General features: G+C 70.0%; 19 protein-coding genes and 1 pseudogene. 17 read left to right on the top strand and 3 right to left on the bottom strand.

Annotated elements, in window-relative coordinates; genetic code table 11:
- The first annotated feature begins 33 nt into the window (after nucleotides 1–33).
- From ACIRPU_RS40610 to ACIRPU_RS40550, 13 genes are all read left to right on the top strand, one after another.
- Nucleotides 34–540 (top strand): hypothetical protein, encoded by a 507-nt coding sequence (locus ACIRPU_RS40610; protein ID WP_403877099.1) that lies wholly within the window; start codon nucleotides 34–36, stop codon nucleotides 538–540.
- Complete coding sequence (locus tag ACIRPU_RS40605) at nucleotides 537–887, top strand: hypothetical protein (protein WP_355707080.1); 351 nt, start codon at nucleotides 537–539, stop codon at nucleotides 885–887. Before ACIRPU_RS40610 ends, ACIRPU_RS40605 begins: the two co-directional genes overlap by 4 nt.
- The gene (locus tag ACIRPU_RS40600; RefSeq protein ID WP_403877095.1) at nucleotides 884–1,840 is read left to right on the top strand and encodes an AAA family ATPase; all 957 of its coding nucleotides are present in this window, start codon (nucleotides 884–886) and stop codon (nucleotides 1,838–1,840) included. Before ACIRPU_RS40605 ends, ACIRPU_RS40600 begins: the two co-directional genes overlap by 4 nt.
- A 312-nt stretch (nucleotides 1,841–2,152) precedes the next feature.
- Complete coding sequence (locus ACIRPU_RS40595; protein WP_355707082.1) at nucleotides 2,153–2,458, top strand: hypothetical protein; 306 nt, start codon at nucleotides 2,153–2,155, stop codon at nucleotides 2,456–2,458.
- Between the two features lie 92 nt (nucleotides 2,459–2,550).
- On the top strand, nucleotides 2,551–3,240 hold the full coding sequence (locus ACIRPU_RS40590) for a GGDEF domain-containing protein (RefSeq protein ID WP_403877092.1): 690 nt from the start codon (nucleotides 2,551–2,553) through the stop codon (nucleotides 3,238–3,240).
- The gene (locus ACIRPU_RS40585; protein ID WP_403877089.1) at nucleotides 3,237–3,677 is read left to right on the top strand and encodes a hypothetical protein; all 441 of its coding nucleotides are present in this window, start codon (nucleotides 3,237–3,239) and stop codon (nucleotides 3,675–3,677) included. Before ACIRPU_RS40590 ends, ACIRPU_RS40585 begins: the two co-directional genes overlap by 4 nt.
- A 57-nt stretch (nucleotides 3,678–3,734) precedes the next feature.
- A complete protein-coding gene (locus tag ACIRPU_RS40580; RefSeq protein ID WP_403877086.1) occupies nucleotides 3,735–3,962 on the top strand; it encodes a hypothetical protein in 228 nt (75 codons plus the stop codon).
- 20 nt (nucleotides 3,963–3,982) lie between these two features.
- Nucleotides 3,983–4,186 (top strand): hypothetical protein, encoded by a 204-nt coding sequence (locus ACIRPU_RS40575; RefSeq protein ID WP_355707086.1) that lies wholly within the window; start codon nucleotides 3,983–3,985, stop codon nucleotides 4,184–4,186.
- Entirely contained in the window at nucleotides 4,186–4,668 is a 483-nt protein-coding gene (locus tag ACIRPU_RS40570; RefSeq protein ID WP_355707087.1) for a hypothetical protein, read from the top strand. The genes ACIRPU_RS40575 and ACIRPU_RS40570 overlap by 1 nt, the downstream gene beginning before the upstream one ends.
- The gene (locus ACIRPU_RS40565; RefSeq protein ID WP_355707088.1) at nucleotides 4,668–4,853 is read left to right on the top strand and encodes a hypothetical protein; all 186 of its coding nucleotides are present in this window, start codon (nucleotides 4,668–4,670) and stop codon (nucleotides 4,851–4,853) included. The genes ACIRPU_RS40570 and ACIRPU_RS40565 overlap by 1 nt, the downstream gene beginning before the upstream one ends.
- A 55-nt stretch (nucleotides 4,854–4,908) precedes the next feature.
- Nucleotides 4,909–5,385 carry a hypothetical protein gene (locus tag ACIRPU_RS40560; protein ID WP_403877081.1) on the top strand — a complete coding sequence of 159 codons (477 nt, stop codon included), beginning with the start codon at nucleotides 4,909–4,911 and terminating at the stop codon, nucleotides 5,383–5,385.
- Nucleotides 5,382–6,050: a hypothetical protein gene (locus ACIRPU_RS40555; RefSeq protein ID WP_355707090.1), complete on the top strand. Its 669-nt coding sequence runs from the start codon at nucleotides 5,382–5,384 to the stop codon at nucleotides 6,048–6,050. The genes ACIRPU_RS40560 and ACIRPU_RS40555 overlap by 4 nt, the downstream gene beginning before the upstream one ends.
- Nucleotides 6,047–6,574 carry a hypothetical protein gene (locus tag ACIRPU_RS40550; RefSeq protein WP_403877077.1) on the top strand — a complete coding sequence of 176 codons (528 nt, stop codon included), beginning with the start codon at nucleotides 6,047–6,049 and terminating at the stop codon, nucleotides 6,572–6,574. Before ACIRPU_RS40555 ends, ACIRPU_RS40550 begins: the two co-directional genes overlap by 4 nt.
- Before the next feature lie 718 nt (nucleotides 6,575–7,292).
- Here the strand turns inward: ACIRPU_RS40550 and ACIRPU_RS40545 are convergent.
- From ACIRPU_RS40545 to ACIRPU_RS40535, 3 genes are all read right to left on the bottom strand, one after another.
- Nucleotides 7,293–8,459 carry a ParB/RepB/Spo0J family partition protein gene (locus tag ACIRPU_RS40545; protein WP_403877074.1) on the bottom strand — a complete coding sequence of 389 codons (1,167 nt, stop codon included), beginning with the start codon at nucleotides 8,457–8,459 and terminating at the stop codon, nucleotides 7,293–7,295.
- Nucleotides 8,459–9,376, bottom strand: coding sequence for a ParA family protein (locus tag ACIRPU_RS40540; protein ID WP_403877071.1), 918 nt, complete (start codon nucleotides 9,374–9,376; stop codon nucleotides 8,459–8,461). Before ACIRPU_RS40540 ends, ACIRPU_RS40545 begins: the two co-directional genes overlap by 1 nt.
- Nucleotides 9,377–9,463: 87 nt before the next feature.
- A complete protein-coding gene (locus ACIRPU_RS40535; RefSeq protein WP_403877068.1) occupies nucleotides 9,464–9,883 on the bottom strand; it encodes a hypothetical protein in 420 nt (139 codons plus the stop codon).
- Nucleotides 9,884–10,542: 659 nt separating this feature from the next.
- Between ACIRPU_RS40535 and ACIRPU_RS40530 the strand changes: the two genes are divergently transcribed.
- The 4 genes and pseudogenes from ACIRPU_RS40530 to ACIRPU_RS40515 all read left to right on the top strand — a co-directional run bounded on the left by ACIRPU_RS40530 (nucleotide 10,543) and on the right by ACIRPU_RS40515 (nucleotide 13,355).
- Nucleotides 10,543–12,171 (top strand): replication-relaxation family protein, encoded by a 1,629-nt coding sequence (locus ACIRPU_RS40530; RefSeq protein WP_403877065.1) that lies wholly within the window; start codon nucleotides 10,543–10,545, stop codon nucleotides 12,169–12,171.
- 36 nt (nucleotides 12,172–12,207) lie between these two features.
- Nucleotides 12,208–12,479: pseudogene (locus ACIRPU_RS40525) on the top strand (hypothetical protein).
- A gap of 50 nt (nucleotides 12,480–12,529) precedes the next feature.
- Nucleotides 12,530–12,754 (top strand): hypothetical protein, encoded by a 225-nt coding sequence (locus ACIRPU_RS40520; protein WP_403877062.1) that lies wholly within the window; start codon nucleotides 12,530–12,532, stop codon nucleotides 12,752–12,754.
- Between the two features lie 259 nt (nucleotides 12,755–13,013).
- Nucleotides 13,014–13,355, top strand: a complete 342-nt coding sequence (locus tag ACIRPU_RS40515) for an ANTAR domain-containing protein (protein ID WP_403877059.1) — start codon at nucleotides 13,014–13,016, stop codon at nucleotides 13,353–13,355.
- The last annotated feature ends 91 nt before the right edge of the window (nucleotides 13,356–13,446 follow it).

Raw genomic sequence — 13,446 nt, 5'->3', positions numbered from 1 at the left:
CTTCACCCTCTGCGAGATCAGGAGAACTCCAGCATGACGCATCGCTCCGCCCTCTTCGCCGCCGTCCTCGGCTTGGGTCGCGCCGGGTCCAACATCGGTGATCATTTCGTGCAATCCAACTACTGCGCCCGGGTCAAGGGCGCCACCGACGACAAGCCCGTCCACTTCGCCGCCAGCCCGGATGACGAGTCGACCGTCCACGGCACGGCCGACGGCATCAAGGCATGCGCCTGGCACTGCCTGACCTACACCGCCACCCAGGCCCTCGCGGTCGGAGCCGGCGCCCGGGTCCTGGGCATCCGGCTGCACCCCGGCGCCGCCGCGGCCGCGCTCGCCCTGTCCTTCGCCACGCACTACGCCGCGGACCGCAGGGTGCCGGACGGCCTTTTGGAGACGCTCGCCACGAAGACCGGCAAGGGCGACTTCTGGCGCCTGGCCGACCATGGAATCAACGGCGCGTACTGCCTCGACAGCGCATGGCATCACGGCTGGGAGACGCTCGCCGCCCTCATCGCCACCACCAAGGCGACGACCCAGTGACCGGCCGCTCCCGCACCCGATTGGAGCGGGTGCGCGGCTCGCTCGGCATTGCCCAGCTCGCCCTCCAGCAGATCGAGGACGACCTGAAAGCCGACGACATCGACGCCCGCGAGCTCGCCGCGATCCTGCGCGAGCTCCAGGAGGACATCGACGTGCCAGGCGGCGTCTTCCCCGCCCTCGCGCAGCTGGTGAGCACCGCCGCACGCCGGGCGGAGCAGATCGAGCCCGACCGCGACGGCGACGCCTCCTGCTACCTGCACGAGGCCGCCGCCCTGATCACCGACAACGCCGGACAGCGCCTGAACTGGGCGGCCCGCTCCCTTCACCCGCAAGGAGACGACGCATGACGGTGCTGTACCCGGACCTGCCCGAGAACGGGCTCATCGTGCTGATCGGTGCCTCCGGCGCGGGCAAGTCCACGCTCGCCCGCACCTGGCCGGCCTCCCAGGTCCTCTCCCTCGATGATCTGCGGGGCGTGGTCGGTGACGACCCTGGTCGGCAGGACGCGACCGGTGACGCGGCCGACGTCCTCAAGCTGATCCTGGAGCGCAGGATAGCCCGGGGACTCAACACGGTGATCGACGCGACCAATTGCGAGCAGCCCATCAGGGTGGAGCTGGTGATGGCCGCCAAGCGGCACGGCATGCCGACGGTCGCGGTCATCGTCCCCACGCCGCTGTCGGTGTGCCTGGAACGGCAGCACTCGCGCCCGGCCAACCGGCGCGTGCCCGAGGACGTCGTCCGCGCCCGGCACAAGGCGATGACGTACTCGCACCAGCAGCTGTCCGCCGAAGGCTTCAACACCATCGTCTTCGCCGACAACCTGTACCGCCTGGAGCCGCTGCTGAAGCGGCTTTCCGAGCGCCGGGAGGCCGACCTCGGGCGGGACGGCGGCAACGGACTGGGTGACCTTCTCCTGGTCCGCCGGTTCTTCGGCCCGGCGATCCTGCCGCTGTGGCGGTGGCGGCCGGGCTCGGACCTGGTGACCGGCCAGGACCGCGTCGCGGAGATCCGCCTCGGGCAGCAGTACCTCACCCTTGCCTACCGCGCCGACGTCGACGGCGAGGGCGACTTCGGCTTCGACGTTCTGCTGCCGTGCCCCGTCGACCCGGAGTGCGCCGGGCAGGCGTGGGCGCCGGTCTACTCGGTCACCGACCTGCACAAGGCGCTGACCGGCGCCATGGACAGCGATCCGGATCTCGTCTGCACAGTCCACGGCGACAGCGCCGACGACGACCAGGACGACGACCCCGAGGGCCGCGCGGACCTCCAGGCGCAGTTCGCGGATGCGGTCGCTTGAGCCGCGCCGCCGACGGACCGCACCCCCACCCGCTCACCCCGGCTGACCTTCCGACCGGGGATGAGTGGTGGCGCGGCTGCCCGGAGTGCCACCTGCCGATCCAGGGCGGGTGCACCGGCCTCGCCGCGCACCGCCGCACCGTCCACACAAACGCCGGTGATCCCCGGCGGCCCATCACGATCCAACTGGAGTTCTGACCGCCCGTCCTCCCCGGCGTGATGGACGCTCCGTGCCGCCCCGGCCTCCCTGCACGACGGAGGCCGGGGCGGTCGCGGTGGTCCCTCAACCCCGAGCAGAGAGGAGCTGGACGTCATGCACCTGCGTATCTACGAGGTAGACGTCCCGATGCACGACACCACCAACCCGGCCCGCAAGGGTCTGCACGTCTTCACCGGCGAGGCCGACTCCCCCAATGCGGCCCTGCGGCGCGCGCACGAGGTGTACGACGCCGCGCTCGCCGCACAGAAGGCCGGACTCGAGATACCCGGCAAGCAGCCGGACAACTGGGGAGCGCGCGGGCTTCGGCCCGGCTGGGAGCCGGAGTGGCCCGCCGCGAAGGCCGGCCTCTGGCACAACACCGTTGTCAGCTGGACCACCCGCAGCGACTTCGCGCTGTAGCTCCGCCCCGGGACAGGCGCTCAAGGCGTCCAAACCAGTTCGCCTGTCCCGGGCCCACCCAACCCGTACGAGACGAGAGGGAGATCCTCAGTATGGACTCCGTCCTGCGCGTTCAGGGCCGGATCGGCCAGCGCACCCTCCTTATGACCACCGCAGCACTGCCGTTGACCGGCTGGACCGTGCACACCATCGCGATGCACCGCCGCCTGGCCGCCAGCAGCCGCGACCCGCTCACCGGAGCCTTGCGCCGCGACAGCTTCGAGCCGCGCATCCAGCGGTTCCTCACCCGCTACGGCGACCAGGCCCTGCTCGCCGTCTGCGACGTCAACGACTTCAAGCAGTACAACGACCGCTTCGGACACGACGTCGGCGACTTGATCCTGGCGCGCACCGCTGCCCGGGTCATCCAGTGGGCGGGCAGCCACGGCATCGTCGGACGGCTCGGAGGCGACGGGGGAGACGAGTTCATCGTCGCCGCCCGGATCGCCCCCGGCCGCCGCACGATCCGCATGACCCAGCTCCATCAGGCCCTGCGGGAGCCGATCACCACCGAGCACGGCCAGGTGCTGCCGGTCGCCGTGGCGATCGGTCACGCCACGCCGGACGTCATCGGCACCCGCGACCGGTCCCGGCTGATGCGCGCCGCCGACGGCGCCATGTACGAGAGCAAGGAGACCGGCGCGGCCGTCCAGGCCACGATCGAGCACGCCAACGCCGCGAGCGTCAACGGACGTCGCGCCGGGCGGCTCGGCACCGCCCACCCGGTGGTGAGCGCAGCATGAGCATCGCCACCCTGCCCGAGGGCGACTGGATCTGCGGCATCACGATCCGCCAGCCCTGGGCGACCTGCATCCTCGCCGGGAAGACCCCGGAAAACAGGCCCGTGAACTGGCCGTGGCGAGGCTGGATCATGATCCACGCCGGGCTGAAGCTGGAGAGCCCCGCCCTGCGCGACCCGCTGGTCGCCACCGCGATCCGCGGCCGCGGACTGCACCGGGGCGCGGTCATCGGAGTCGCCCGCCTCACCGACTGCCACCCCGACCAGGGGCCCGGCAAGTGCACCAGTCCCTGGGCGCAGCGCGGCGTGCACCACCTGGTCCTCGCCGACGTCCAGGAGCTCGCCCTGCCCGTGAACGCTACGGGCGCGCTTCCGGCCTGGAAGCCGAAGCCGGACCTGGTGGCGCAGGTGTTCCAGCAACTCCCCGGCTTCCGGCCGTGAGCACGCAACGCAAGAAGGAGAAGCCGCCGTTCGAGCCGGGCCTGATCCCGGCTCCCGGTGAGCTTCTCGTCTGGCGCGACAACCCCCAACTTCGACCGCTGGCAGGACCTCGCCTGCACGCTGTGCGGCCGGCCCACGCCCATGCGCTCCCACTCCGGCGAGCCCGTGCACAAGGCGTGCGCTGAGGACTGGATCACCGCCAACCCCGTTGAGGCCCGCCGCGGGCGGTTCGCCTCCGACCTCACGCCGAAGCCCAAGTCCAAGGGCCAAGGCGACCACTCCTGACCTCCACCTGGAGGACTTCCATGAGCAGCACCCAACGCGACGTCGACCACGCCCTCGCCTATCCCGAGCCGCCCGCTTCCCCGCTCTGGCACCGCCACGGCGCGCAGGCCCGGCCGCTCACGCCCGCCCAACAGCGGCGCAACCGCGAGCTGCTGGACCTCGCCCAGCGCACCACCCGACCCCGCTCCCCTCGCACCACCGAGACCCTGGCGGAGGCCAGCTGATGGACACCAAGCACTGCGCCGTCGACGGCTGGGTCGACGCCATACCCGCCCCCGGCCCGCGCGGCACCGCCACCTTCGACCTGGTCGTCCGACCCGCCAACGCGGACACCGTCGCCAAGGACGCCCCCGACACGGTCGTGGCCTGCACCAGCGGAGACTCTCGGATCACCCGGGAGCTGCTGACCGGCATACAGCCCGGCGACCTGCTGCGCGTCACCGGCACCCTGGCCCGGCCGCCGGCACCCGGCGCGCCCGCCCGGCTCACCGTCGACGCCCTGGAGGTCCTGGACACCGCGCTCATCCCGGTCCTGCGCGAGACGGTGATGGACCGGTACGGCGACTACTGCGTCATCTTCGACGCCGACACCGACGCCGTGCCCGTCTTCACCGCGCAAGGGCAGTGGGTCGGCCTGGCGGACAACCCCGACGCCATAGCCACCCTGATCGACATCCACGAGCGCGTGAACGGCGGTGACGCGTGATGGCCACGGCCACCCCTCAGCCCCGCACCGTCCTTGAGCGGTTCCCCGCTGGAGGCCCCCGCGGCTCGTGGCCGGCGGAAGAGTACGCAGCCGCCCAGCGCGCCCAGGGCACGACGGACGCGCGGGTCGTGATGGACCTGCGCAGCGACCAGTTCCTCGTGGTCACCGACACCACCACCCAGTAGCCACCCACCCCCGGAGCGCCGCGCCCGCCCTTCCCGGCCGGGTGCGGCGCTCCGCATGTTCCAGCCCTTCACCACCGAGCAGGAGGCACCCTTGCATCCGATCCGTCTGATCTCGTTCGGCTACCTGCACCTGCCCACCGGCCCGGACGGCCAGCCCGTCCCGCCCGCCGCCGACCGGATCGAGGACGTCCGCGACTGGCTCCGCGACCCTGCCGCCGCCCGCGACATCCTCGACCTCGACGGCCTCAACCCCCGTGTTCAGGACGTCGTCCTGAACACCCCCGGCGCTCGCGAGCTGCTCGCCAACCTCGCCGACTACGCGAACCTTCCCGCCGGCCCTCGCCGCATCGCAGTCGGCTGCGCAGGCGGCAAGCACCGTGCATGCGGCCTCACAGAACTCCTTGCCCGAGCACTTCGCGACCGCGGCCGCGAAGTCGAAGTCGAGCACCTTCACCGCCATCTGCCGCGCGTGCTCAAGGCACCCGACAACGGCACCGCCCACCCCACCGCCAAGCAGGAGGTCACCCGATGAAGCGTCTCTTCCGCCGATGCGGCCACGCGCCCGGCACCCTCTCCCTCGAGGACCAGGCCGCCGTCGACCAGTTCCGCGCGTTGCTCGCCGCCTTGCGCGACCCGGAGCCCTGGACCCCCGGCCAGTGCCAGGACCTCGCCGTCCGGGTCGGCCCGTTCGTAGAACGTGCCCACCCGCGCCCGGGCGACGACCACGGGCCCGACGTGATCGCAGTCGCCCTGCAACACCCCGGCGGCTCGTACACGCCCTACGGCGAGCGCTACCGGAAGCTGGGCTGGCTGCGCTGCGAGACGATCGACATCCTTGGTGTGTGGAATCCGGCCTACGAGCCGCTCACCCACGCAGCGGCGGGCCTGGACCTCCCAGACGACGTCGGCATGGCCCCGGCGAACTACGGTGTCCACGTCGAAGCACGCCGCAGCGACGGCACCGGCTACACGCTGCTCCGCCTCGGTCCCTACTTCCAGACCTGGATCGCTGGCCACGATGCCGACCGCCTCAACACCGAGTTGGCGGGCAAGGCGGCCACCGTCGTCCCGGGATTCACGGTCACCGCGAAGGCGGCGCCGTTCGACGTCAGCGACCACGAGGCTTACGACGACCCGTACGTGACCGACGCCGCCGTGCTCCTGGCGGCCGCCATCGCCCGGGCGGTGCCGGCGTGACCACGGGCCTGTACGAGATCGAGACCAGCGAGGCCGACGACGGCACGATGGTCCCCGCCGAAGGGATATGGACCCCCGGCGAGGACGTCAAGGAGTACGGCTTCCTCGCCTACAGCGGCCTGCACATCACCGGCATCGGAGGGCCGGCCGACGATGACGCCTACCCGGCCGCCTTCGTCGCCCTCGGGCATCAGATGTGGTCCGCCGTCATCGAGGCCGCGACCTCCTACATGGACCGCGTCCACGGTTGGCGGAACCTTCACCTCTACCCAGGCGACGACCCGGCAGAAGTCATTCCCCGCATTCCGCGCGCCGTCCACACGAACGCGGTGATCCTCCGGCATCCGCACCCCGAGCACCCCTGCGGATGCGAATGGGAGAACACCTGGCGCCTGATCTACGCCCCCGGCACCGAGCCCGGCGCCATCCCGATCACCGTCATGCGACACCCCGCCGCCAGGTCGACCTCATCAGCGATCCCCAGCCCCGACCACGGGACCGTGCCCGCAACCTGGGCTCCCTGACCGGCAACGCTCCACCCCTGAAGCCCTGCCCCCAGCACACGCCGGGGGCAGGGCTTTTTTTGTTTCCGGGGTTCGAGAGCGTCAACACCCTTGGCAGGACTGGCTAGCGGGCATCACTCCCCAATGGGGAGTCGGCGTCTGGGCGCATGATCCATCGAGTGGGAGACAGCGCAGAAGATCCGCCGCACTGCCGCCCTGGCCGCCACCGCCCTGACCGTCGTCCTGACGCTCACCGTGTGCGGCGCGTCGACGCAGTCCCCGCCCCCGCCCCATCACGACAGCCGCATGAAGAAGGCCGCGGCATCGGCTCCCTGTCCATCGTCTGCAACAAGGACGTCTGGGAGGCCATCCGTCCGGACGGGCTGGAGAAGGTCACGACAACCCCCGCCGACGGCCCGCGCGGACAGCGGGGGACGGTCCGCGTCACGCTCACCGGCGCCCAGCTCGTCACGTACCTCGATCAGCTGGACCAGGACGCTCACCCTGGCGGATGGGACCCGACCTCCCCGACTAGGAGGCTATCTCCGGCCGGGCCTACGACGCCCTCGCCCCCGCCATCGACAAGGTCGCCACGGCGCGCTCCACCGCCGATCCCGCCCCCGAGATACTCATCGACGACACTCTCGCCACCAAAGCTCCCTGACCACGAAGCGGCCCCTCGCCCCGGGACTACCCGGGGCGAGGGGCCGCTTCTTGCGTTCCAGGCCTGCCATTTGCGTCAGGCCGACTGTTGCTCCTGCTGGGTCAGCTCCTGCAGCAGCGCGCCATACGCGTCGGGATGCTGCTCGCGCAAAATCCTCAGCCACACACGAGCACCATCAGCGAAGACTGCTGGCTCCATCTTGAGGTGCAGGTGGGTGACCACGGAGAAGGCGTCGTCGTACGGAAGTCGACGAGGTTGTCCGTCGTCCCCTTGGGCCGTGGAGGCAGCAGCTTCATCGGCATGGTCACGCCGTGGGCTGGGGACCGGAGTCGAATCAAGCACGCTGGGGGATGAGCTCTCGGTCCCTCCGTTCCGGTTTACCGCGGTAAACCGGCTTCCCGGCGTTGCATCGGGTTCCTGAGCGGATGCTGTATCCGCTGGGTTCTGGTTTACCGCGGTAAACAGCGCTGCGTTCGAGGCCTGCTGCGACGCGGCTTCCGCAGGAGGCTGTGTCTGCGGTGGTGTTGGCGTGGCCTGAGCCTGAGCGCGCAACTGAGCAGCGGCTTGCTTCTCCACACGCCGCCGCTCCAGTTCGTCCTTCCAGGCGGTTGCCTGTGCCCCCTGCGGCAGACCGGCGATCTCCCGGGCCACCCGTACGGGCAGTTCCCCGGAACTCACCAAGTCCTGCAGGTCCGGAGCCAGCTTGAGTAGCTTGCGTTGCTGGCTGACCCACCCCTTGGTCTTGCCGTAGTAGGCGGCCACCTGATCGGCACCGCCGAGTTCGGTGACCATAGTTTCGATGGCAATTGCCCGCTCGATGGGATCCAGGTCCTTGCGGTCGTTGTTCTCGGACTGGACCGCATCAAGGAAGTCGGCTTTGGACCTGGCGACGTCTTCGCGGTGGACGACCTCGAGGGCCTGCAGTCCGATGAGCTTGGACGCGCGGTACCGGCGCTCCCCGTTGGCGATGACGTAGGAGGCTGCCCCGACACGCTCGGCTTCACCGGGCCACAGCTTGAGGTAGGCCGTGCGCGATACGACGACCGCAGGCTGGAGCTGTTCCTTCTTCAGCTTCTCCCCGAACTCGCGCAGTTCGGCCTCGGTACCGAAGTTGCGACGCGGGTTGAAGCGGGTGCAGTGCAGCTTGTCCAGCGGCAGCGAGAGGAGGACTGCGTCACCCCGGCCGGGGACATCTTCGACCTTCGCGCCAGCGAGGGAAGCGAGGCTGGTGCGGCGGCCCATCAGCGGCCACCTCCGTAACCGAGTTCGATAGCGAGGCGGTAGAAATCCTCACGAGCCTTGTAGGAAGGGCGGTTCTCCTCGTATTGAGTGACGACCCTGCCCTCGACGGATGCCCGGGTGTGGACCTTGTAGCGCCTTATCACGGACTCGAGGGTCGGCCAGCCCTGCGCGCTGATGTAGTCGCGGGTTTCCTCGAGGTCTGCCTTGCCGTCGCGGGGATCCCAGTTGTTGACGAGGACCCTGTACGGCAGTCCGGTGGGTTCGATGACCTTCGCGATCGTGCGGGCGGTCGGGTCGAAGGCGAGGGGCTCCGGCGGCATGGGGATGAGGACTTCGTGGGCGTACTTCAGTGCCTCACGGAGGAGGTTTTCGTCCTGAAGGCTGCCGGGAGTGTCGATGAAGACGTACTGAAGCTGACCGGAGCCCTTCAGGACGTCGGCGACGACTGCACCGAGATTGAGGGTGACGGTGGTTTTGCCGACGCCGCCCTTCTGGTTGGCAATGACGACGACCCTGGCGCCTGAGTCCTTGAGGACCGCCAGGTTCTCGGGAGTCTCATGCTCCTGGGAGAAGTCGAAGGGGAGGTTCGTGATCCGATTTGCCCACCAGACCGTGGAGGCCTGAGGGTCGATTGACACGACATAGACAGCAGCTTGCATACGATGCTCCGTGTGCTTCCCGTACTTTCCGGTACTGCGGGCGTGGAGCATCATTCCAGACACTGGCCGCGAGTCTGGAGGCGACTCCGACAGTTCACCCGTCACGGCTGTTGGTTTACCGCGGTAAACCAACAGCCGCAGGCCCTCGCCGGGGACGATGCCGCGCATCCACCCGATGCGCACCACTCCCGCGCGCCGGCCGCACCGGTGCGCACCGCCCACCGAGTGGATGCGCACCGGATGGACGGTGGTGCGCATCGTGTGGTGCGCACCGGATGGACTCGGTGCGTACCGGGTGGGTGCGCACCACCGCACCGGTACGCACCCACCCGCACGGTGGTGCGGTCACCGGTGCAGAGCTACCGCACGGGCCCGCTCCACCTGCTCATCGCGCAGCGCCTGCAGAGCCTGGACGACGTCCGTCGGTGTGTCGGCGAGGACCTGGCCGACGAAGTGCGCGATGGTGCGGGCGATCCCCGGCGCGGCAGCCGCGGGGGCGTCGGTGGCCCACTCCCTGATCGCCATCAGGTGGATGACGCCGACCTCGTCCAGGACGAAGGAGTCGGCGCAGGGATCGGTGTCGTCGGACAACGCGGTCATGGGGAAGACGATCAGTTCCACGATGCCCGGCAGCAGTCCCGGCAACTGCTCCACCTCGGGCGCGAGCCGCGCGGCCTGGACGTCGTCTTGGGCCTCCACCGCCAAGACGTAGTCGAAGCCGAGCTGGATCAGGTGCGGGGGCAGTGAGGGAACGATGGGGGACACAGGCAGCTCCTGACGTACGGTCGCCGTGCCGATCACGACGACGTCCCAGCAGGGTCGGCCCGCCAGCCTGGGACAGAGGACAGAGAACTCTCCCTCCCCGCCCGGATGGGATGAATCGGGCTGCAAGGGCCAAACCCGGCCCCCTTGTCCACCGTGGTCGGCCCGACCACGAGCCCGACCATGACCCCTTGTCCAGGTCCGCTACCGCCCCGACCACCGCCGCGTTTCCCCTTGTCCACGCCTGCCACCGGCAACGGTCAGACTGCGGCCAAGGGGGTCCCCTGCACGCTGCTCCTTCGCAACGACCGCCCCGGCCGGGGCAGCGAAGGAGACGAGACGATGACGAGCACCCACCCGAGGGCCGGGCAGCGGCACCGCTCGGGCCGATCACAGAGGAAGGCCAGCCCGTGGCGGGCAAGCTCAAGAGGGCTCCTTGGGTGCCCACTTCGAAGGGCACTCAGGAACCCCCTTTGGTACCCGGCACCCGGAGTCGGGGGAAAACCCCTTGTCAGGGCGGGAATCGGCGCGAAAACTGCGCCGTCACAACCCTCTTCTCTCCTCTTGTACTTGAAGGGAATGTCAGTGGAGGAGGAGATCATCGGGTTCGGGGGCCCGACGCCCTCTGCGGCCGTGCGCGACCGGATGGAGGGTCGGGGCTGATGGCGGGGAAGCGGAAGAACAACCCGGCGGGGTCGACGAACAGCTACCGCGGCGACGTGCTGCGCGTGCTCGGGGCGCTGAAGGTGGCCACAGCCGATCAGATCCAGCGGATCGGCGCTCCGCACCTGAGCTTCCGGCACGCCGGCAAGGAGACCCCGTCGAAGCAGAAGCAGGCCCGCACCGCCTCACACACCGGCGCGCTCTCCGACATGCGCAAGCACGGCCTGTCCGAGAACGGCGGCTCCACCGAGACGGGGGACTCCCTGCGGAACCTGACCCTCAAGGGCCTGGAGGCCGCCTGCTACGAGCTGCGGCGCCCGGTGACGGAGATGGGTCCCACCGCGCGCGGCGCGGGCTCCAGCGGTGCCTCCCACCCGATGGCCGTCAACGAGACCGTGATCGCGATGCTGCGCCCGAAGCCGAACATGGCCAAGCTCGCCGACGACCCGCCGCACGTCCAGGCCGCCGCCCAGGCGGCCGTCGACGCACCGGACGGCATCGGCAGCATCGCCTCGTATCGGACCGAGGTCCCGCTGCCGGCCACCGGCACGTGGAACGCGCCCGGCAAGGGCGGCGCCCAGGCAGACCTGGTTCTCACCGCACCGCAGGACCAGGTGCCGCTGTTGTTCATTGAGGTCGACAACTGCCACGAGAGTGCTGAGGAGCTCGCCGACAAGCTGGAGAAGTACGCCCGGTTCTTTAGGCGGGAGGTGAAGGACACCGACGGCCGTGAGCGCCCGATGTGGCGCACCCGCTGGAGCGCTCCGGACACCTGGTCCGGCGATGCGGCGTACCCGCCCGTGCTGCTGGTGTTCAACCGCGTCGGCGAGCGCAACCCCGACCGCACCGTCCCGCGCCTGGCAGAACTCACCCGGCACCTGTGGCAGGGGCAGCGGCAGAAGGGCGGCTACCACCATTACGACGGGAGGATCCCGATCATCGCGACCGGCCTGAACCAGCTGCGCGAGCACGGCCCGGAGGGACCGGTGTTCCTCCGCTTCGGCCGCGACCACAAGCAGCCCCTGCGGGAAGCGATCGGCAATCCCCGCCGTGAGGCGGCCGACGCACGCGCCCGGGAAGAAGCCAAGGCCCACCAGGAGGAGTACCAGGCACAGGTGCGGCGGGCAGCCCAGGAGCAGGCGGCGAAGAAGGCAGCCGAGCGTGAGGTCCGCCGCCCCGTCTGCGCCGGCTGCGGGGCGAGGTTCACCGACGAACGCTGGGAGGTCGCCCAGGTGACCGACTGGGGAGCCCCGAAGGACTCCCACCCGCACCTGTGCGACGACTGCAAGCAAAAGGCCCTCGCCGCCGAACGCCACGCTGCTGCCAAGCAAGAGCACCGGGAGCCGGTGCGTCGTGGGGCAGAGCAGCAGAGCTTCCAGCGCTCGCCTCACCGTCCTGTCTGCACCGAGTGCGGTGCCTCGTTCACCGACGAGCGGTGGAAGGTAACCGAGCGCGTCGGCTGGGGCGCTTCCCCGGAGCTCCGCCCGCACCTGTGCGGGGGCTGCAACCGGCGGTTCGTCGCCGACCTTCAGCAAGCCTGGCCGGGCGAGCACCGGCATGAAGAGCAGGGCCAGGGCGTGCCCGAGCAGAAGGCCGGCGGAACCTGGCTCTCCCGCTTCCGCAGGTGACGCGACCGGACCCGGCTGTCAATGGCGGCTGAACGGATGGACGGTGATGACGAGCAGCTGCTGCGCGGCCGGGTCTACGGCACCGACCACGACCACCCGGGCCCGCTGCCGCACCGCGACTACGCAGAACTGGTCGGCGGCCCGCTGGACGCCTGCTGCTCGACATCACCGGCTGGACAGCGGACGAGATCCAGACCGGCGTCGCGCTGATGACCGAGCTCGGGCAGTTCGGCCCCGGCGGCCGGGCCCTGTACGACCCGCGCCCCGGCGAGCGAAACCGCTGGGACTGGGGTGGCGACAGTCCCTGACGCCCCGGGCCGACTCGCCCACCGGACCGGCCCGGGGCACGCTGGAAAGCGTGACCAGCGCGCCGATCGTCGTGCACCAGCGCTCCATCTCGGGCGGCCGGAGAGTCACCGTGCACAGCAACGGCCGGGACGAGATCCTCGGCACCGCCTACAGCGATCACGACCTGGTCGTGTTCCTCGAAGGCGCCGGCGTCGCCGATCCCGAGGCCATCCTGGACGACCCGCAGTGGGTGGAGTGGCGCGGCGGACCCGCCCACGAGTTCAGCGCCGCCTAACGTCCGAGAGAGGCGGTGGAGCAATGAGCGCTTGCGAACGGAGGTCATCTCCTGGTTGTACGGAGCGAGTGGAGCGGGGAGGCCAGGGGACTCGGCGGGGGAGGGGTTGGGGAGACAGCCTCTCGGGCTCTTCGCCGACGGTGATCGGTGAAGAGCCCGCCGCGCATTACCTGTGATCTTCGCGGCACAGTGAGGGCGTCTTGCTGTTCCCGTTCGGGGCAGGCGTACTGGAAGCCTTGCCCCTACATGGAGACCCGTCATGACGACCTCGCGCGAACACCGGCCCCGGGCCGACGGAACGCGTGACGCCACGGTGGCCCGTCTTGAGCAGGAGAACGCCCAACTGCAGCACGCGGTCGACTCCCATGCGACGGTCGACCAGGCCATCGGCGTCCTCACCGCGGCCTACCGGATGCCGCCGGCCACCGGGTTCGAGGTGCTCCGCGAGGTCTCTCAGCACATCAACGTCAAACTGCACATGATCGCGGAAGCCGTGATCGCCTGGGCGCTGGGGCAGCCGTTGCCCGAGTCGTGGGGTCACCAACTGGACGCTGCCGTGCAGCGGCGCTCACGGTGTGAGGCGCCGGGCAATCCCGGCTAGAGATCGTCTTCAAAGGTGGTCAGGTAATGAGGCATCATGTTTGTCGTGGTGCGTCGTCATGAGCTTTCGGATGCCGAGTGGGCTGTGTTGT

The sequence above is a fragment of the Streptomyces sp. NPDC102259 genome (genome assembly GCF_044766465.1).
Classification (GTDB): domain Bacteria; phylum Actinomycetota; class Actinomycetes; order Streptomycetales; family Streptomycetaceae; genus Streptomyces.
Note: the sequence above shows the minus strand (reverse complement) of the source record. Positions and strands in the feature narration are given on the sequence as shown.

Coding starts and splice junctions, on each gene's coding strand:
- ACIRPU_RS40600 (WP_403877095.1), top strand. CDS start 884: ATGACGGTGCTGTACCCGGACCTGCCCGAGAACGGGCTCATCGTGCTG.
- ACIRPU_RS40565 (WP_355707088.1), top strand. CDS start 4,668: ATGGCCACGGCCACCCCTCAGCCCCGCACCGTCCTTGAGCGGTTCCCC.
- ACIRPU_RS40545 (WP_403877074.1), bottom strand. CDS start 8,459: ATGGGCCGCCGCACCAGCCTCGCTTCCCTCGCTGGCGCGAAGGTCGAA.
- ACIRPU_RS40575 (WP_355707086.1), top strand. CDS start 3,983: ATGAGCAGCACCCAACGCGACGTCGACCACGCCCTCGCCTATCCCGAG.
- ACIRPU_RS40530 (WP_403877065.1), top strand. CDS start 10,543: ATGGCGGGGAAGCGGAAGAACAACCCGGCGGGGTCGACGAACAGCTAC.
- ACIRPU_RS40570 (WP_355707087.1), top strand. CDS start 4,186: ATGGACACCAAGCACTGCGCCGTCGACGGCTGGGTCGACGCCATACCC.
- ACIRPU_RS40540 (WP_403877071.1), bottom strand. CDS start 9,376: ATGCGCACCACCGTCCATCCGGTGCGCATCCACTCGGTGGGCGGTGCG.
- ACIRPU_RS40595 (WP_355707082.1), top strand. CDS start 2,153: ATGCACCTGCGTATCTACGAGGTAGACGTCCCGATGCACGACACCACC.
- ACIRPU_RS40585 (WP_403877089.1), top strand. CDS start 3,237: ATGAGCATCGCCACCCTGCCCGAGGGCGACTGGATCTGCGGCATCACG.
- ACIRPU_RS40590 (WP_403877092.1), top strand. CDS start 2,551: ATGGACTCCGTCCTGCGCGTTCAGGGCCGGATCGGCCAGCGCACCCTC.
- ACIRPU_RS40560 (WP_403877081.1), top strand. CDS start 4,909: ATGTTCCAGCCCTTCACCACCGAGCAGGAGGCACCCTTGCATCCGATC.
- ACIRPU_RS40515 (WP_403877059.1), top strand. CDS start 13,014: ATGACGACCTCGCGCGAACACCGGCCCCGGGCCGACGGAACGCGTGAC.
- ACIRPU_RS40610 (WP_403877099.1), top strand. CDS start 34: ATGACGCATCGCTCCGCCCTCTTCGCCGCCGTCCTCGGCTTGGGTCGC.
- ACIRPU_RS40555 (WP_355707090.1), top strand. CDS start 5,382: ATGAAGCGTCTCTTCCGCCGATGCGGCCACGCGCCCGGCACCCTCTCC.